Source organism: Paenibacillus sp. B1-35 (assembly GCF_050474385.1).
GTDB lineage: Bacteria > Bacillota > Bacilli > Paenibacillales > Paenibacillaceae > Paenibacillus_B > Paenibacillus_B alvei.
Genome location: NZ_JBCHVJ010000001.1, coordinates 239,317 through 257,386 on the forward strand (window position 1 = coordinate 239,317; position 18,070 = coordinate 257,386).

Consider the following 18,070-nt stretch of genomic DNA (forward strand, 5'->3'; position numbering starts at 1 on the left):
GATTACGTCATGGGAGATGATGAAATGGCAGTGAGCCAACAACAAATGCAGGATATAATGCGATTGCCTGCAGAGCGCTTGTATGAAGAGGAAATTGCGGCACTGCGAAAGGCTGACAAAGGAAAGGTACCGACTGGATGGCAAATGTCGCCGCAAGCGGTACTCACGTTCATTACAGGGGGCAAGGCAGGCAAAACGTCGATTACACCTAAATACATCGGCAATAAACGTTTGGTGGAAATGGCGATTGCAACACTTGTGACCGACCGGGCGCTACTTCTGATCGGAGAGCCCGGCACGGCCAAATCATGGCTATCCGAGAATTTGACGGCAGCCATTTACGGTCATTCCGGACTTGTTGTACAGGGAACAGCGGGAACGAGCGAGGAGCATGTGCGCTACTCATGGAATTACGCCATGCTGCTTGCAAACGGTCCGACGCCGGAGGCTCTTGTGCAAAGCCCGATTATGCGGGCAATGGAAGCGGGCGGGATCGCTCGGTTCGAAGAAATCTCCCGCTGTGCTTCAGAAGTGCAGGATGCATTGATCTCGATCTTATCGGAAAAGACGATTTCTGTGCCTGAACTCGGCAAGGAAGTAAATGCGCGCAAGGGTTTTTCTATCATTGCGACGGCTAATACAAGAGATCGCGGGGTCAACGAGATGTCAGCGGCTTTGAAGCGCCGCTTCAATATTATCGTTCTGCCTACGCCATCGGATATGAACACCGAGGTAGAGATTGTGAAGAAGCGTGTTCAGGAAATCGCCTCGTCATACGATTTGCAGTCAGCTGCGCCTTCCGACGAAGCCTTGCATAAGGTCGTTACGATATTCCGTGAGCTGCGGAGCGGCATGACGATCGACAGGAAGGAGAAGGTAAAGTCTCCAGCGGGCGTTATTTCAACGGCGGAAGCGATCTCTCTGCTCACGAACAGTATGGCTCTAGCAGCCAGCTTCGGTAGCGGAGAACTAAGCGACGAAGACTTAGCGGCAGGGCTCCAAGGGGCCATTGTAAAGGATGATGTCAAAGACAAAATCGTCTGGAAGGAATACCTCGACAATGTCATGAAGAAGCGCGGGGCGGAATGGCGCGGACTGTACACGGCTTGCAAGGAGCTGAACGAGTGATGAGCCTGACAGCGGCTTCTGCCGTGAACATTTTCGGAGTACGGCATTTATCGCCGGGTGGCGCGAAGCATATGCTGGATGAGCTTGACCGTATTCAGCCGACGGTGGTGCTTATCGAGGGACCCTCAGACGCGACAGCATCCATCTGTCATCTCACGAACGAGGTAACAAAACCGCCTATTGCCATACTTGCGTTTACCGATGATCTGCCTGTACGAACGGTCATGTGGCCGTTTGCTTCCTATTCGCCAGAGCTTCAGGCAATGAAATGGGCTGATCAACATGGCGCGGCTGCAGCATTTATAGACCTTCCATCCTCCGTCACGCTTGCCTTGCACGATAAGCGGCATCACACAGAATCGTGCTCTGAAGGAAGCGAAGTCAGCGAAGGCAGCAAGCCCGAGTCATTGGAACAAGAGATGGGAAAAGGCAGCGAGCGTTCCATTTACAATCGAATTGCTCAACTAGCAGGCGAGCCTGATTATGATACCTATTGGGAACGGAACTATGAGCACAACATGAATCCAGGTGCCTATCGCGAAGCCATACTGGCCTTTTCCGAACAGATGCGGCTGCTAACCGAGGAGACGGAGCGACTTCACGATCGTACTGAATACGCTTATAACGCAATCAGAGAAGCATATATGCGTCGAAAGATCGTTGAGGCGCTTAACGCCGGGCATGCGCCTGACAAAATTGTTGTCATATGCGGCGCGTATCATGCTTCCGCACTCGCTGATCTTACGGTGGCGATGACGGATGAAGAATTCGAGCTGCTGCCAAAGCGCAGCTCGAAGCTTACGCTGATGCCCTATTCCTATTTCCGCTTGTCCTCGCGTTCTGGCTACGGTGCGGGCAACAATGCGCCGGGTTACTATCAAATGATGTGGGAACACATGCTGGACGGCACATTGGATGATTTGAGCATGCATTACTTATCCGCTGTCGCCCGCTCACTTCGAGAGTCAGGGACTCACCGCTCTACGGCCGAGGTAATCGAGGCTGTACGAATGGCTGAATCGCTCGCGGCCCTCCATGGCGGAAGCGCGCCAACCTTGCTGGATTTGCGAGATGCGGCGCTTACGCTGCTTGGCCGCGGCGACCTGTCTGTTATCGCCGAAGCATTGGTCCGGATCGATGTCGGCACTGCGATCGGTATGCTTGCAGATGGTGTTAGTCAGACGCCGATTCAAGATGATCTGAATCGATGGATGCGGAAGCTGAGGCTGGAAAAGTACAAGACGACAGTGGCGACTGATTTGGCGCTAGATCTGCGGGAGAATCGCCGGGTTTCTTCTGAGGACGCAGCATTTCTCGATTTGAATCGCTCCTTCCTATTTCACCGGTTGACACTGCTGGGCATATCGCTGGCTAAGCAGAAGCCAAGCGGGCAGGAGCAAGCGGCGTGGGCGGAGCATTGGGTGCTGCAATGGACACCTGAGGTAGAGATTGAAGTGGTTGAATCGACACTTCTTGGCGAGACCGTTCAAGTAGCTGCCGCTTATGTCCTGCAACAAAGGCTAGATAGCTGCACAACGATAGACGAAGCATCTAAGCTGATACGCGTGGCTTGCGAATGCGGAATGCTGACGCAGATGGAAGCAGCGCGGCAAGCGCTTCAGCGGCTTGCGGTGGACAGCCGTGACGTCGTACAAATTGCAGCGGCAGCCAGAGATCTGTCTACGATTATTCGGTATGGGGACATTAGACGAATGGACATGACTCCGTTAATACCGCTCTTGGAGCAGTTGTTCGTCCGTGCTTGTCTTTTCTTGCTGGATGCGAGCGGCTGCAATGATGAAGCTGCAAATGCGATGATCTCGGCGATGAACGAGCTGAACCGTGTTGCCATAGATCATAGCGAACAGGTAGATGAATCGTTATGGCTGCAAGAATTGCTTCGCTTGGCTGAGCGGGATGATCGGAATCCACGTTTGTCCGGCTTCGCATGCGCCATATTGATGGAGCGCAACGTGATATCTCCGCAGCAATGCGCGGAAGAGGTGTCTCGTCGTTTATCCCCGGGCATACCGGCCGATCTAGGCGCAGGATGGTTCGAAGGATTGTCCATGCGCAATCGATATGCGCTGCTGTCCCGTATGACACTATGGGAGCAGTTGAATGAATATATTCTATCTCTCGACGATAACGAATTCGTGAGAGCGCTTGTCTTCCTTCGACGGGCATTCAGCACATTCGCTCCGCGGGAGAAGACAATGATCGCCGAGCTGCTGGGTGAGCTGTGGGGCGTGCAAGCTGAGCAGGCGGAGGAATTGTTGATGGGTGAGCTGAAGGAGGAAGAAGCGAGCATGATTGACGAATTGAACGATTTTGATTTTGGGGACATTTGATATGAACAAATTCGCTGAATCACAAGCACTGACGCGTTGGCGTCTTATACTTGGCCAGCCAGTCGAAGGGCAGCTTTCTAGCTATTCCATGAACGGCAGTACTCCCCTGACCGAAGAGGAGCTTATCATGGATCAAGCGTTGGCGTCTATTTATGATGAGACGAGTGATGCATCGGGCGGAAACGGATCAACAGCGGGGGGCAAGGGGGCTGGACTCGGGAAATCAGCACCGCGCTTATCGAAATGGCTTGGAGATGTTCGATCCTTTTTCCCTGATGATGTTGTGTCGATCATCCAGCATGATGCGATGGAGCGAAAAGGTTGGAAGCAGCTTCTGTTCGAGCCAGAGGTTTTGGCACAGGTGAAGCCCGACATACAGCTAGTAGGCACACTGCTGTCCTTGAAGGGGAAAATCCCAGAGAAGACGAAGGATACCGCAAGGATGCTTGTGCAGGCAGTTGTGGATGAACTCGTAAAGCTGCTTGAAAATGACTTGCGTCGAGCGGTTACCGGGGCGCTGAACCGTAGACAGCACACTCCGCTCCCATCCGTAAGCGGCATCGATTGGAAGAGAACGATTGCTCGCAATTTGAAGCACTATAACATCGAACGAAAGCAAATCATCCCGGAACGATTCTATTTCTTCGACCGTGCGCAGCGCAGCAAAGAATGGACGGTTATCGTTGATATTGATCAAAGCGGATCGATGGCGGATTCTGTAATATGGGCTTCCGTTATTGGTTCCATTTTCGCTTCCATTCCGGCGTTAGATACGCGGGTCGTCGTGTTCGATACAGAAGTTGTGGACTTGACAGAGCAATGCGCCAATGACCCGGTAGATATGCTGTTCGGGATTCAGTTGGGCGGAGGAACGGATATTAACAAATCAGTTGCGTATTGCGAACAATATATTACGGAACCAAAGAAGACATTGTTCATTATCGTCTCCGACCTGTATGAAGGCGGCAATCGGGGGGCTCTCATCCGCCGCATGCGAGAGCTTAGAGAGGCAGGGGTAAGGACGATGTGCCTGCTCGCGCTCTCCGACCAAGGTCAGCCCTTCTATGATGAGAATCTTGCGCGAGTGTTGGCGCGGGATGGCACCCCTTGCTTCGCCTGTACGCCAAGTCTGCTACCGGAGCTGGTGGAAGGTGCGTTGAAGGGGCATGACTTGGCTGAGCTGGCCAAGCGTGTGGGGACAAAGTGATACATCGCACATATATATTTGCTAAAAGTGAAAAGGACGGCATTTGCCGTCCTTTTTTGATGCCTATGGTGAAGGTGAAATGGTATTATCTTGACATCTGAAAATTTGACGAAAATGATGATCCATGTAGTCTTGAATTAGCTACTCGAGGGTATCAACCTATCTGCCAGGAAGCTTGCAGCGAGGGCTAAGATAGATTCATAAAGGTGCCACCAGGGGGAGTCGAATATTTCAAGAAGAGCTTGGATTTGATGGGGGAAATCATTAAAAACAGCTTTCAGTCTGAAAATTGAATTTATATTAAAATATACTCTTCCTTATGTAACCTAACAAACTGCCTGCGGCCCATTATTATCAGAAAAAGTCAACACCCCATATGAGCCGCAAGGATTCACTTCATTGAAGTGTCCTTACGGCTCAATGACATTGGTGAATGCATGGTAGTGCACGATGGGATAGGCAGCAACGACGAGAGTTGATATCAAGTAATTCCAACGGTTTACTTGGGTTAATCGTATGATGAATAATTGATCTAGCTACAGATAGATCAATTTATTAAGCGATTAAAATCATACATACTACATTCCGTGCGATTGTCAATGCACATATATGCTACCTGAAATAAATGCGCTATAAGTTTGCATTTGTAAAAAAGCACGAATTTGAGAAGTGTTATGCAGATCTCCGTTTGAGCAAAGCATGTTGATGAGCAGAGCGTAAATCACGAGGTTATACTGAGGGTGAAGTGGAGCTTTGAGGTGATTGGCGTCTAGACAGCTTTAATCTGTGGAGCAAGTAATAATCTACACCGAAGCGGCCTGCATTTGTATAAGCGACAAGTATGAACATCGTAAGAATAATCATGATAGGATTGCTGCTGATGGATCCGCTCAAAAGAAACGCTAAATTCATGACGATAGCGAAGAAAGCAGCGGTACGAGTAAGAGCGCCCAGAATGAGTCCGGTGCCGACGAGCAGTTCACCCCATTGAACCATAAAGCTGAACACTTGCGAATGCGGGATGGCGACATGTTGGAGGAAGGAAGCCCACCAATCTTGTACGATCGGCCGATCGCCGCTTGCTTTTTCCACGGCACCCTTTAAAAATCCACTTGCGTCAAAGCCACCTCCAAACAGCTTTTTCAGGCCTGCGGATACCCATACATAGCCTACATAGAGCCGTACAGCAAGGAGCAATGCAGCTGCCCACACGTTTTTCCTTAAAAAATCAATCATTAATCAATCCTCCTTTGGTTTTAGAGCATTCCCATATATAGGATGCATAAACACTTTATAGTGATCGGATCTATTTTGCAAGACCCTTTCGAGCTATTTATTGCATAAAAGATTGGATTTTTTGCATGATTATAACGAATATCATATCTTTATGAACAAATAAAAGAGCTCATGCGAAAAAATGACATGCCGATGATCCGAAGGCGAGTGCGATTGATGTGTTCACATCTGTGCCCTTATATTTTCCAACACAGACTCGGGCATCATCTTCGAATCCTAAAATTTTAATCTGATAGGATTAGTATGAATAATAGAGCAGAAGAGGAGAAATGTCAATATATTACTATGTAAACTTCAGAATGTAAGAATCTATTTCATTTGGACCCTCCTAGTTTAGGGACATTGCATTAAAACGGCAGAACAGTATGCCATTTAGGCTCAAATCATTGATTGATCAGGTATATACTGGTACAATTGGTTAATGTACAATTTAATCCAATTCTAATTACATACTGAAATGAGGGATTTTTTTGTTATACATGAGAATCGACTTAGATCAACTCCATGCAAAGTCTATATTATGGACATGAACGGTTGCTAGCCTGGAGTGTAATACCCGAACCGTTCACTTTCATTTTGACTTTCATGGTGAAAATACGTTTATAATGTAGGCTTTGCTTCCTTAGAAAAGTTCAAGATTTTTTAAGGAGCGGAGTAATCATGAAATATGTGAAGGCGAATGAATGTTTACCCGAGCATTTATTGCAGGAAATTCAGAAATATGTATGCGGAGAGTTTATATACATTCCTGCACCAGTGGGTTCTCGTAAAAGATGGGGCGAAAACTCTGGAATTCGAAGAGAGCTTCAACTGAGGAATGAGAAGATTCGGAAATGTTTCCGTGAAGGTGCATCGATTGATCAGCTATCGGAACTATATTGCTTATCCATAGATAGCATCAAGAAAATCGTATACAAAAAAGAATGATACTAGACCCGAGACCCGCTTTGCTTCATATGCAAAGCGGGTCTTTTTGCGCAAAATAGGTGCGGATACTGTAAGTAGTTCCTTTCCAGTCATTGCAGGTTACTGTAGCTGCTGAGTCAATAGAGGTATCTCCAGAGATAAAAAGTTGCGTAAGCCTCCCAGCCGCTCCAATTGACAGACATTGCTCGCAGTTCACTCTTAGTTGGCTTTCTGTCTGATGCGAGAACATGGCGAACGGCATTATGAAGCCCGACATCATCAATTGGGAATGCTGATGGCATTCGCAAACAGCGCATTAAGACATAATTGGCCGTCCATGGCCCGATTCCCCTGATTTGGGTTAACATCTCCTCTGCCTGCTTACAGCCGCCAGCACCAAGCAGCATTTCCTTAGTCAACTGCTTATTCGCAATTAATTGTGCAGTTTGGATAAGATACTCGCATTTCCGTTCTGTCATGCGCAATTGCTGCAAATCTTGAATCGACAAGGCTGCAATATCTTCCGCGGTTGGATAGATCCAGTAGGAACGGTCTTCACAAATAAGTTGCTTTCCAAATTGTTCTACAAGCCTTCTCTTTAACGTATACGCGTAAGTAAGATTAATTTGCTGTCCTATAATTCCCCAACTGAGAGCTTCAAAAAGATCGGGAATACCCATTATCCGCAAGCCGGAGAATGCATGAACGGCATCATGCAGCAGTGGATCTCGATGCGCAAGCTCATAAAATGGCGACAGATCAGTATCTAAGTCGAACCAATCACGGATGTAATGTTGAACAGCTTTATGCTCAGATGAATCAAGAGGAACCTCATTTCCGATATAGGCCATACGCAATGACTGATCCTGATTGGCGCTGATTTCGATTATGGGAGTTCGATTTCCGAGTGGGATGGCTTTGTATACCTTCTGATTGTGAATCTCATATAAGCATTCATTGGATGCACGAGATAGATAATTCAAGTTCTCGGTGAAGCTGAACTCGCGGGGCACATCTAGCTTGATTAGGTCGTAGGCATACTCATTCGTCATTCTTTTCCTCCCAACTCAATTGAAAATATCTTCTAATCTAGTTGTATCATAACTGGTTCGCTCTATGATTTCGATATGTTGCGTTTCTATTCCTGTTCACGTACATGGAGAGCTCTTACCGGTTATACTGGAAGTGGAGGTGAGTATTAGTGGGCAAAGTAGGAGATCAACAAGATATACGCACGGACTTGTCAGGTGATGAGAAAAAGCGGGATTCTGCTGATGGAATCATGTCAGAGGAACAATGGAATGCCATCCTTTATAATGATCCCACCTATGATCATCGATTTATTTATGCAGTGAAAACAACAGGAATCTTCTGCAGGCCTTCATGCAAGTCCAGGCCTCCGATTAGGGAAAATGTATGCACATTTTCAAATGCCGCACAAGCGCTCCTGGCCGGATTCCGTCCCTGTAAGCGATGTAAGCCAACGGGAGATCGAATGCCCGATCAGGAATGGGTTGCGCAAATCATACAATGTATCCAAAACCATTATGCAGATACGTTGACGCTTCACTCGCTAGCAGAATTATGTCATGGAAGCCCGTATCATTTGCAGCGCACATTTAAGCGAATTATGGGGGTTTCTCCAATGGAATATATCCAGCATGAACGTATAAATCGTGCTTCGGAGCTGCTGAGAAATTCGACGTTCACGATTAACGACATCGCACATACCGTCGGATTTCCAAGTACGCCCTACTTTATTACCTTGTTCAAAAAGATAACTGGCCATACGCCGGCAGTCTTCCGCAAAAGACATCAAATGCTTGATGCAGGAGCGGGAAAATGAAGGAGAGAACTAAAATGGTAAAGAAGCAGCAATATATATATTGGTCCATGTTGAATCGAGAGAATTGGCAGCTATACGTGGCAGCATCGAAACAGGGAGTGTGTTATATTGGAGGACAACACGAATCCTTTGACCATTTGAGCGAGTGGGTGGCTATTCGATACCCACAAGCAATGCTCGTACGGTCTGACGAACGCTTGCACCCGCATATTGAAGAATTGGCGGAATATTTGCAAGGAGATCGCAAGGGATTCACGATGCCGTTGGATATTCAAGGGACGCCATTTCAACGTGCAGTATGGAGAATCTTATGCGAGATTCCGTATGGGGAGACGAGAACCTATTCCGAGATCGCTGCTTATTTGCAGAAGCCTATGGCAGCTCGTGCGGTAGGTACTGCGATTGGCGCAAATCCCATTCTAATTACGGTACCCTGCCATCGTGTCATCGGCAAGAATGGGCACATGACTGGATACAGAGGCGGGCTTGATATGAAAAAACGATTGCTGAAGGTAGAGCACTTATCTTCTGATTAAACATATAGAATTGCAGATGAATTTCTTTACTCAGGAAGGAGTGAAGCGAATGGAATTTCAGTACACATCTCCAAAGTCCATGCTTAATAAGGGCACTGGTTTTTTGGCTGATTACACCCATACCTTGAATCCATATACAGGCTGCTCCTTCGCTTGTTCCTATTGTTATGTACGGCAGATGCCCGTAGCTAAGTTCCGCAAGACGGAATGGGGCAGCTGGGTTGATATTAAGCAGCAAGCAGCAGAGGTGCTGCGCAAGGAGCTGCGGCGAGCGAAAGCAAAAGGAAGGGTCACGATATTTATGTCATCCAGCACAGACCCGTATCAGCCAGTGGAATACAAGGAACGGGTGACACGCTCGCTGCTAGAGGCCATAGTAGAGGAACAGCCTGATTTTTTGCTTGTGCAAACACGCAGCCCTCTCGTTCAGCGAGATATAGATTTGCTGCAGCAAATGCAAAATTCCGTACGAGTCAGTATGACGATTGAGACGGACAGGGAAGACATACGAAAGTACTTTACACCCGGCGCACCTCCAATAGCTGCAAGGTTGAAAGCGCTGGAGCGATTGCAAACAGCCGGAATACCAACACAGGCGACAATTGCGCCAGTTTTGCCGAGCAGTACTGCTTTTCCGCAGAAGTTGATCAATATAACAGAGCGAATCTGTATTGACGATTACTTCATGGGGGATGGAAGCGGAGGAGCAAGAACTCGACAGTTAGGTATAAGCAAGCTGTATGGGGAGCTTGGTTTGCAGGAGTGGTATCAGCCCGATGCATTCCGAATTGTGCTAGAGCGATTTCGCAGCGTATTTCCGTCGAATTGCATTTATGTGAGTCAGAAGGGGTTTGCGCCATTCTAGAAAGGCATCGTAGAGACAGTTATCGTCATCGATAGCTGTCTATTTTTTGCCTCTATACAAATGGATGGAAATACGGTAATGTCTATATGACTAATAATGTTTATTTAGTCATATAGACAAGGGAGTGGATGACGATGCAAAATGTTCATGTTCAGGGCTGGGTGGCAGCAGGGTTCGAAGAAGTGGAGAAGGAGTTTGTGCGGAACTTTACGACGCGTAACGAAACTGGAGCGGCATGCGCCGTCTATGTTCGAGGAATGAAGGTTGTAGATTTATGGGGAGGAGTAGCCGACCCTTACCGCAGGACACCATGGGAAGAGCATACGATGGTTCCGGTATTTTCAAGTACAAAAGGCTTTGCTGCGCTGGCTGGGGCACTGGCTGTATCGCGTGGGCTGCTGGATTATGATGAGAAGGTTTGCACTTATTGGCCTGAATTTGCAGTTCATGGAAAGGAGGATATTTCGGTTCGGCAGCTGTTGTCCCACCAAGCTGGACTGTGCACGTTGGATACATTACAATTGGAGAAGTTTGATGATTTAGACACTGCTCAGGTTGCTCCTAAGCTTGCCCAATTGAAACCTGAGTGGACACCAGGTACGATGCACGGTTATCACGCTTGGACGTTAGGCTGGTATATTGGAGAGCTTATTCGGAGAGTAGATTCAAGAGGAAGAAGCTTGGGCCGATTTTTTCAAGAGGAAATTGCGAACCCGCTTGGAGCGGAATTCTTTATCGGGCTGCCAAAGGATGTGCCGGATACAAGGCTGGCTCAAGTAAGAGGCATTAACAGCCCTGTTCAACTATTGAAGCATTTACGTGGGATTCCATTCTCAATGCTGCTGGCTTTCATGAATCCACGCTCGTTGACAGCGCGCAGTATGGTAGATCCGAAGCGCTTAGTTGCGAATGATCATTTCAATCGCCGCGAAATGCTGGCCATTGAGTTCCCATCCGGCAACGGAATCGGAGAAGTGCGGGCAATGGCCTGTATATATGGGGAATTTGCTGCTGGGGGCAAGCAATTGAAGCTGTCCGAAGCAGCAAAACAAGCGTTAGAGGCACCGCCGAAGCTGCCGTCAACTGGCGTATACGACCATGTCAATCGGACGAAGCTGGCGTATTCTGTCGGCTTATGGAAACCGATTGAAGGGCATAAGTTCGGCAGCAGCCATCGAGCTTATGGACACCCAGGCGCTGGCGGATCATTCTGTTATGCAGATCCGGATTATGAGCTGGGCTATGCTTATGGATTAAATGTAATTGGTGGATATATGGATAATAATCCGCGTGAAAATGCGGTGCGCCAAGCGGTATATCGCTGTTTGAAGTAAAGGAGAGATTAATTATTCCAAAGTTCAGTGAAACCGAGAAAGAAGCCGTTCGTGCTTGTCTGATGACTACGGGCAAGAATCTGTTCATTCAATATGGATTGAAAAAAACGAGCGTAGATGAAATTGTAAAAGCATGCGGCATTGCAAAGGGATCTTTTTATGCTTTTTTCCAATCGAAGGAAGAACTATATTATGCCATTATGCAGGAGGAAGAGGCTTTCAAGGAGCAAAAGATTCAAGAAATGCTGGCCAGTGATCAATCTCCTAAGGAATTGCTAAAGGGTTTATTCGAGTTGTCCTTTGAGCTGCTGGAGACGAATCCTTTCCTGAAGCGGATTCAGCAACGAGAAGAATATGAACTGTTAATCCGCAAACTGCCGAAGGAAACGCTCGAATCCCATATTCAAGCTGATAATGATGCCGGCGCTGCCCTAATTAAGCAATGGCAACAGAAGCATGTAATCATAGATGAAGATCCAGAGGTGATTATCGGGTTGCTTCGGTCAGTCATGATGCTCTCGATGCACAGAGATGAAATTGGCTCTAAGTTCGTGCAGGTGAAGGATTTACTTTTGGAATGCGTTACAGAAGGACTGCTTCGTAAATAACGGCATAAGGTAAATCAGAGCGCAAGAAGGCCCCAAGATGATATCTCAGGGCTATCTTGCAAGTGCTGCGTCCAACTTTTATAGCAATTTATCTCTGAAAGGCGTTACCAGTTGTAATTCTGCGCGTTCTCGGAGATCCTGCATATTTCTTATAAGGTCCGTGCGATTGTTCTGAATGTAGCTTGCTGTTTCTAGCAATGCTGTCTCCATGTGAGCGGCATGGGTTGGGATGATGATCGTTGGTAGATTCATAGAGTGTACGAAGTCGTATGACTTGAATCGATAGCCTAAGCAGATGAATGGAATGCCAGCCGCTGCTGACAATACGTTGGCGTGCAGTTTGAAGTTTACCGTAAAGTCGAATTTTTGTGCTAATTTTAAATAGGCATCAAGCGAATGGAGCTCAGGATCGAATACAACATGTTCCGGAAATCCGATCTTTTGCTGCAATCGTTTTGTGGCTTCGCGATCTGGGCCCCATACAACATAAATATAGATTTTGTACCCCTCTCGAATCCAGCGCTGCGCTGCATGGGCAAGCTCATCTTCTAATGCTGCCTCATTCCGGCCATAAATGCGGTTGTAAGACGTTCCCCAATTGAGTCCGATCCAGCGTTCATCTGTTCGTTCTGCTTGATGGACGGAAGACGGGAGTGGAGCCAACATAGCAGGATCTCCGCTTATGGAGACCCGATCCATTGGTGCGCCGCTGTGTGACAAATATTCATGCGTCCATGGACCTCGTATGCCGCAATATGCCGCACTTCGGATAACTTCCTGCAGCATTGCACGATATACGGCACTATCAGCTGCAGGCTCAGGGCTGAAGGATCGGTCGTCATTGATCATTAATCGACTGAGGCGATCATGCCCGCTGCCCCAGATGATTGTCGTCTTGTTCTTCTTGGCCGCATTGTACATGATATCAACATATCCCGGAATAAGGAGAGATCCTCCCCCGAGCACAACGGTGTCATACGGGTCAATATCGTTCAAATCAACCCCAGGCAATGAAGGAATGATTTCATACTTATCCTGTTCGAGATAACGGCTGGACATATGCCGGAACATGTCCCACATCCACTCATCCCCAAAATTATTGTAACCAATCCATCCAAGATATAATATTTTTCTTTTCATTAACGACTAGCCTCCTGTCGGCAAGCTTGCAGGATGACTTTCTGATAAAGCTCTGCCAGCTGAATCACGATTTTGTGAATATCGAAATGTTCTAATGTCCATTGACGACCCTGAAAACCGATTTTGCGCAAAGTCGCTTTATGAGTAAAAGCCTGGCGCAGTGCATTGGCGATCACTTCCTCGGAAGGCTTGCACTTAGACGCATGGTCTCCGAAATACTGATCCCACGCTTGTGCATACGCTGCTGGAGTAACAAGACCGAAATATCCGTGGTTGCCGACAGCAAGCACCGGCTTACCGCAAGCCATCGCTTCCAAGGCTACTCTTCCTGTACCAACGACAATATCAGCCAGACTTAAATAATCGCGTACGTTTTTTTTGCTTCCTACCATATGAATGAACCTCTTGCCAATTTCATGTTCGATGCTGTTGGCCAACTCGTAAATTTCCTGATATTGATGTCCATCTCCGACGATGACAACATGCAGCTGTGAGCTGCCTTCCAAGTGCAGTCTTCTAGCAGCCCAAATAAGCATTGTACACACATAGGCCTTATCCCATGACAATCTGCTTGTGTATACGATGGTATCCGCACTGTCTGGTAAGCCGAGCTGGCTCCGAAGAGAGGAGGAGTCTACTTCAAAGAAGTCGTCTGGATTTACTCCGTTTGGAATGAGCTCGGATCGTATATTCATGCGCTCTAAAAATTGCTGCACAGGCTTGCTTACACTAATAATGGCGTCGCTATATTGATTCATACGCAATAATTGTTCTTCGGGATAATACATGCCATGAGCGGTGAATACAACGGGAATTCCCAGTTCCTTCGCAGCCATTGCAGCATATAGACCAGATGGTGTCTGATGGACGTGAACGACGCTAATTTTCCGCGATTTCATTACTTGTTGTAAAGTGGAGATGATTTTCTGGAGCCTGTAATCCTGCAAATGAAGAAGGACTCCTGGAGATACATCCACTGCATGAATTGGACAGCCTGCTCGGGCAAAAGCTCCATACATACTACCGCTTGCTCCCGCGTATATGGAATGTATTCCGAGTTTCCTCAGCGCTTTGACAATGCTCAGCACATGCGTTTCCGTACCGCCAACTGCTAAGCTGTCCATCACCATCAGCACGCGGATATGATTAGATTTCATTCTTAGGATCCTGCTTTTTTGAAAAATATTTTCGGGAACGTTGGTTTGGATGACTGCGGTAGTAATAGAGAACGTCGGGGAGATTTTCAATATTTAAATGGTTCGGATCCAGACAACGCGCAATAAATTCATAATCTTCTGCACCTTTTATACGTCTTGAATGCCCGCCCTTACGATCAAATAGAGCGCCACGCATCATGACCGTACCATGGCACACACAGTGTCCGCCGTTATTATAGGTTGTGCGGATATGCTGTCCATAGCGAAGCCATTTGGGCTTGGTCTCTATCTTATTCGGATCGTTTTCGAATACGTAATAGTTTGTTCCAAGCATTTCAATATTTTGATGTTCTTCAAGATAATTAATCTGCTTCTCCAGCCGTTCTGCATGGGAAATGTCGTCAGAGTCTTGGATTGCAATATATTCGCCTTTTGCCATAAATAAGCCTACCGTCATTGCTCCAGCATATCCAATATTTCGCGGCAGCGTCATTGTAAGAAAGGAATTATGATTGGGCAAATATGCGCGGTTGTTGAGAAGCCAGTCATGAATCTGTTGAATGGAATCATCAGTGGATCCATCATCAACCAGGATGATTTCCCAATTCGTATACGTCTGCTGAAGAATGCCGTTCAGACAATCCTGCAGGTAATTTGCACGGTTGTAATTCGGGATTACCACACTGACGAGCCCTTTTATTCGAGAATATGTCATGTTTATACCACTCCACCTTCATAATGTAGCCAAATAAAATTATATAATGCGAATATAAGATATGGATTTCAATTGAAATATGGCGTACTGGCCATTCTCATAGCCAGACACGCTTGACGTGCGCAATGTTAATTTGTTTTCATCCACCGATACAAGCGTACCGGTTGTTGTTTCCAACGCAGTCGCAACTTGCAGGTTAGAACCGATTAAAGGTCTAAGCTTGTCCATCATATTCATCACCTCCTTGCTCAGATTAACCGGCTTGCAGAGAAATCGCATTGGCCAATTGCACGATAACGACCATGTCATCCGTCTCCAAGATTTCTACATAATCGCTTCCAACTTCTGTGATTGTGCCTTCTACGATACCAGCCGGCGTATTAATAGATACGGATCGATTCACATATCTTTCAACCATTTCATGCAGGGCAGAGGCGGGTGTGGGCAATGGCATATTCAGCTTCTCTATTTCTTTTTTTACTTCTGCTTTGAGTCTTGTAATGATAGGATTATCCTCATTTGCATTGCTAAGCAGGGAATCGTGCAATGCTTGCTTGACGATGTTGCTTATTCCTCCTAGCAAAGCCTGCAGCTCTTTTTCATTTGCTCTAAACCACATAAGGTCTCACCTAATTTCTATTTAATCGATATCTTTTTGATCATAGTTTATACGCGTTGCAGAGCATTTGATTGAGCTAAGTTGCATCCTTTGTGAAAATGGTTTGTTTTTATGACAGTAAATGTCATTTATTTTCAAAAACTTTACGTTTCTTTCAAAGTAATATTGGCTTACATTTAGATATTTCCTAGAAAGAGTTGACTTTCCTCTTAGTTGTAACTATAATGGTTACATCAAGTGGGATATTTTTTTTTGCTAGATGTAACGGTTTATGTTACAGCGAGTTTATATACAGAAGGCGAGGAAACGATAATGACAGTAAAGATTAAAGCCTATTCTGATTTTATATGTCCATTTTGTTTTCTGGGCAAAGGACCATTGGATGAGATTGTAAAGGAAAAAGATGTTGAAGTAGAATGGATGCCGTTCGAATTGCGTCCGGAGCCATATCCGAAGATCGATCCATGGAACGAACCGGATAAGTTGGGATCATGGGATGCATTCATTAAGCCAACAGCGGAGAAATTGGGAATAGATATGCGTTTGCCGCATGTATCTCCACATCCGTATACGAATTTGGCTTTTGAAGGATATCAATTTGCGAAAGAGCAGGAGCTCGGCAATGAATATATTCATCGCGTGTTCACAGCCTTTTTCCAAGAAGAGCAAAATATTGGGGAAATCGATGTGTTGACGAAGCTAGCTGAAGAGCTTGGCTTGGATGCAGAAGCATTTCGCACGGCGCTCGTTTCTCGAAAATATCGTGAAGTGCATCAAGAGGCGATCAAGCATGCCTATGAAGCTCGCATTTCGGCAGTGCCAACATTCATCATCGGTGATCAGGTCATTCAAGGGCTGGCCAGCAAAGAACGGTTGGCTCATGCAATTGATCAGGCAGCAGCCAAGGAGCCTTTTGACTCTGTTGAAGGTATGCAGTGCGACCTCAATGGAAACTGCTAAGTTTATCTAGTATACAAATCAAATCATTCCTAAATGGAGGAAATTCCAATGACAACATTAAAAGAGGCAATCATCAACCGCCGTTCCATTCGCAAAGTAACTAAAAATCCAGCTATTACAGAAGAACGAATCCGCGAAATTTTGAAAACATCCTTGCATGCCCCAACGTCATTTAATATGCAAAGCGGCCGTGTGGTCGTATTGTTGGACGGTGAGCATGAGAAGTTCTGGGACATCGTGAAAGAAACGCTGCGTGCTCGCGTTCCGGCAGAGAACTTTGATGCGACTGTACAAAGACTGGCAGGCTTCCGCGATGGCGTGGGAACAATCTTGTTCTTCGAGAACCACGCAACGATTCAAAGCATGCAAGAAAATGCTCCTAGCTATAAAGAGCAATTCCCGTTCTGGTCTCATCAAGGCAGTGCGATGCTGCAATATGCAGTATGGACTTCGTTGGAAGCGGAGGGCATCGGAGCTTCCCTTCAGCACTACAACCCTATTGTAGATGAAGAAGTGAAGCGTACATGGAATATTCCACAAGAGTGGACGTTGATCGCGCAAATGCCGTTCGGTGAGCCGAATGAACAACCAGGCGAACGCAGCTTCCTGCCGTTTGAAGAAGTTGTAAGTTTCCATAAATAAGATTATGCATCCTATTGTTACAGTGGGAGGGCTGGATATGGAAAGTCAGCAAGCGAATGTAGACATTATCCGCCGCACCTATGAGGGACCTGAATTTCTGCTTGAAGCATTAACTGATAGCACAGTATGGACGGAAGCAGAAGGGTATCCGTACGGTGGCACGTTCCATGGAGCAGCCAGCATCAAGAGCAACGTATTTGATCGCTTAGGAACAGAATGGGACAACTTTGTTGCCACTGTACACACCTACCATGAGGTTTCAAGTCAAAAGATTGTAATTACAGAGGGCGTTTATACCGGAACATACAAGGCTACAGGGAAATCCATTCGTGCAGACTTCGCACATGTATGGAGGCTTGCTGATGGGAAGATAGCAGCATTCAAGCAATACGTTGATAGTCATATTGTTGTTCAGGCTATGTCTTAGCATGATTAATAGAAGAAGCATGTCTCTCCTCGCGAGGGCATGCTTCTTTGTGTGTGGAGCGCCGTCTCCTATTCATTATCCCATATCACTCATCAATTAACTCCAATAAATAATCCGTGTAATGCTCCTCATTCATTGTCGATATTGCGGTACGAAGTTCATCCTGAGCTTGATCAGGAGATAGAGCTTCATAGTCAGATACCTGCATATTTGTCATTCGTGCCTGAAAATCAGTTGAACTATGTTGTTCGATATATTGAATCACTTGCTGCATGGGCATTTTTTTGAGTGCCCATATACTGATGCTGCCACTCATTGAAGAAGCCTCCCTTG

General features: G+C 46.5%; 20 protein-coding genes. 12 read left to right on the forward strand and 8 right to left on the reverse strand.

The window, feature by feature from the left end; genetic code table 11:
* The first annotated feature begins 24 nt into the window (after positions 1 to 24).
* Genes ACQ5BJ_RS01170 through ACQ5BJ_RS01180 form a run of 3 tightly spaced genes read left to right on the forward strand, consistent with a single transcriptional unit; the run spans position 25 to position 4,686 of the window.
* On the forward strand, positions 25 to 1,128 hold the full coding sequence (locus ACQ5BJ_RS01170) for an AAA family ATPase (RefSeq protein ID WP_005549404.1): 1,104 nt from the start codon (positions 25 to 27) through the stop codon (positions 1,126 to 1,128).
* Positions 1,128 to 3,479 (forward strand): DUF5682 family protein, encoded by a 2,352-nt coding sequence (locus ACQ5BJ_RS01175; RefSeq protein WP_005549402.1) that lies wholly within the window; start codon positions 1,128 to 1,130, stop codon positions 3,477 to 3,479. Before ACQ5BJ_RS01170 ends, ACQ5BJ_RS01175 begins: the two co-directional genes overlap by 1 nt.
* 1 nt (position 3,480) lies before the next feature.
* Entirely contained in the window at positions 3,481 to 4,686 is a 1,206-nt protein-coding gene (locus ACQ5BJ_RS01180) for a VWA domain-containing protein (RefSeq protein WP_268600297.1), read from the forward strand.
* A gap of 729 nt (positions 4,687 to 5,415) precedes the next feature.
* Here ACQ5BJ_RS01180 and ACQ5BJ_RS01185 read toward each other — a convergent pair.
* The gene (locus ACQ5BJ_RS01185; protein WP_005549398.1) at positions 5,416 to 5,922 is read right to left on the reverse strand and encodes a DoxX family membrane protein; all 507 of its coding nucleotides are present in this window, start codon (positions 5,920 to 5,922) and stop codon (positions 5,416 to 5,418) included.
* 720 nt (positions 5,923 to 6,642) lie between these two features.
* Between ACQ5BJ_RS01185 and ACQ5BJ_RS01190 the strand changes: the two genes are divergently transcribed.
* Entirely contained in the window at positions 6,643 to 6,909 is a 267-nt protein-coding gene (locus tag ACQ5BJ_RS01190; RefSeq protein WP_163976323.1) for a CD3324 family protein, read from the forward strand.
* Between the two features lie 116 nt (positions 6,910 to 7,025).
* Here ACQ5BJ_RS01190 and ACQ5BJ_RS01195 read toward each other — a convergent pair whose 3' ends face one another.
* A complete protein-coding gene (locus ACQ5BJ_RS01195; protein ID WP_289355365.1) occupies positions 7,026 to 7,940 on the reverse strand; it encodes a DNA-3-methyladenine glycosylase family protein in 915 nt (304 codons plus the stop codon).
* A 149-nt stretch (positions 7,941 to 8,089) separates the two neighbouring features.
* On the opposite strand from ACQ5BJ_RS01195, the gene ACQ5BJ_RS01200 reads away from it, so the two are divergent.
* From ACQ5BJ_RS01200 to ACQ5BJ_RS01220, 5 genes are all read left to right on the forward strand, one after another.
* Positions 8,090 to 8,734 carry a bifunctional transcriptional activator/DNA repair enzyme AdaA gene (locus tag ACQ5BJ_RS01200; protein ID WP_289355366.1) on the forward strand — a complete coding sequence of 215 codons (645 nt, stop codon included), beginning with the start codon at positions 8,090 to 8,092 and terminating at the stop codon, positions 8,732 to 8,734.
* On the forward strand, positions 8,731 to 9,270 hold the full coding sequence (locus ACQ5BJ_RS01205; RefSeq protein WP_430107952.1) for a methylated-DNA--[protein]-cysteine S-methyltransferase: 540 nt from the start codon (positions 8,731 to 8,733) through the stop codon (positions 9,268 to 9,270). The genes ACQ5BJ_RS01200 and ACQ5BJ_RS01205 overlap by 4 nt, the downstream gene beginning before the upstream one ends.
* Positions 9,271 to 9,319: 49 nt before the next feature.
* Positions 9,320 to 10,135: an SPL family radical SAM protein gene (locus ACQ5BJ_RS01210; RefSeq protein ID WP_005549389.1), complete on the forward strand. Its 816-nt coding sequence runs from the start codon at positions 9,320 to 9,322 to the stop codon at positions 10,133 to 10,135.
* A 134-nt stretch (positions 10,136 to 10,269) separates the two neighbouring features.
* A complete protein-coding gene (locus tag ACQ5BJ_RS01215) occupies positions 10,270 to 11,469 on the forward strand; it encodes a serine hydrolase domain-containing protein (RefSeq protein WP_430107956.1) in 1,200 nt (399 codons plus the stop codon).
* A gap of 62 nt (positions 11,470 to 11,531) precedes the next feature.
* Complete coding sequence (locus ACQ5BJ_RS01220; RefSeq protein ID WP_262866779.1) at positions 11,532 to 12,077, forward strand: TetR/AcrR family transcriptional regulator; 546 nt, start codon at positions 11,532 to 11,534, stop codon at positions 12,075 to 12,077.
* A 78-nt stretch (positions 12,078 to 12,155) separates the two neighbouring features.
* Here ACQ5BJ_RS01220 and ACQ5BJ_RS01225 read toward each other — a convergent pair whose 3' ends face one another.
* Genes ACQ5BJ_RS01225 through ACQ5BJ_RS01245 form a run of 5 tightly spaced genes read right to left on the reverse strand, consistent with a single transcriptional unit; the run spans position 12,156 to position 15,708 of the window.
* Entirely contained in the window at positions 12,156 to 13,217 is a 1,062-nt protein-coding gene (locus ACQ5BJ_RS01225; RefSeq protein ID WP_289355368.1) for a polysaccharide pyruvyl transferase family protein, read from the reverse strand.
* Positions 13,217 to 14,374, reverse strand: a complete 1,158-nt coding sequence (locus ACQ5BJ_RS01230; protein WP_262866778.1) for a glycosyltransferase family 4 protein — start codon at positions 14,372 to 14,374, stop codon at positions 13,217 to 13,219. Before ACQ5BJ_RS01230 ends, ACQ5BJ_RS01225 begins: the two co-directional genes overlap by 1 nt.
* Positions 14,364 to 15,089, reverse strand: coding sequence for a glycosyltransferase family 2 protein (locus ACQ5BJ_RS01235; protein WP_005549376.1), 726 nt, complete (start codon positions 15,087 to 15,089; stop codon positions 14,364 to 14,366). The genes ACQ5BJ_RS01230 and ACQ5BJ_RS01235 overlap by 11 nt, the downstream gene beginning before the upstream one ends.
* 39 nt (positions 15,090 to 15,128) lie before the next feature.
* On the reverse strand, positions 15,129 to 15,320 hold the full coding sequence (locus tag ACQ5BJ_RS01240) for a hypothetical protein (protein ID WP_005549374.1): 192 nt from the start codon (positions 15,318 to 15,320) through the stop codon (positions 15,129 to 15,131).
* Between the two features lie 22 nt (positions 15,321 to 15,342).
* Positions 15,343 to 15,708 (reverse strand): DUF2642 domain-containing protein, encoded by a 366-nt coding sequence (locus ACQ5BJ_RS01245; protein ID WP_262866777.1) that lies wholly within the window; start codon positions 15,706 to 15,708, stop codon positions 15,343 to 15,345.
* Positions 15,709 to 16,020: 312 nt separating this feature from the next.
* On the opposite strand from ACQ5BJ_RS01245, the gene ACQ5BJ_RS01250 reads away from it, so the two are divergent.
* Genes ACQ5BJ_RS01250 through ACQ5BJ_RS01260 form a run of 3 tightly spaced genes read left to right on the forward strand, consistent with a single transcriptional unit; the run spans position 16,021 to position 17,737 of the window.
* On the forward strand, positions 16,021 to 16,668 hold the full coding sequence (locus ACQ5BJ_RS01250) for a DsbA family oxidoreductase (RefSeq protein WP_040736425.1): 648 nt from the start codon (positions 16,021 to 16,023) through the stop codon (positions 16,666 to 16,668).
* A 48-nt stretch (positions 16,669 to 16,716) separates the two neighbouring features.
* Entirely contained in the window at positions 16,717 to 17,310 is a 594-nt protein-coding gene (locus ACQ5BJ_RS01255; RefSeq protein WP_289355369.1) for a nitroreductase family protein, read from the forward strand.
* Between the two features lie 37 nt (positions 17,311 to 17,347).
* Positions 17,348 to 17,737 (forward strand): nuclear transport factor 2 family protein, encoded by a 390-nt coding sequence (locus ACQ5BJ_RS01260; RefSeq protein ID WP_005549364.1) that lies wholly within the window; start codon positions 17,348 to 17,350, stop codon positions 17,735 to 17,737.
* 85 nt (positions 17,738 to 17,822) lie between these two features.
* On the opposite strand, the gene ACQ5BJ_RS01265 is transcribed toward ACQ5BJ_RS01260, so the two are convergent.
* Positions 17,823 to 18,053 carry a hypothetical protein gene (locus tag ACQ5BJ_RS01265; protein WP_289355370.1) on the reverse strand — a complete coding sequence of 77 codons (231 nt, stop codon included), beginning with the start codon at positions 18,051 to 18,053 and terminating at the stop codon, positions 17,823 to 17,825.
* Positions 18,054 to 18,070: the final 17 nt, after the last annotated feature.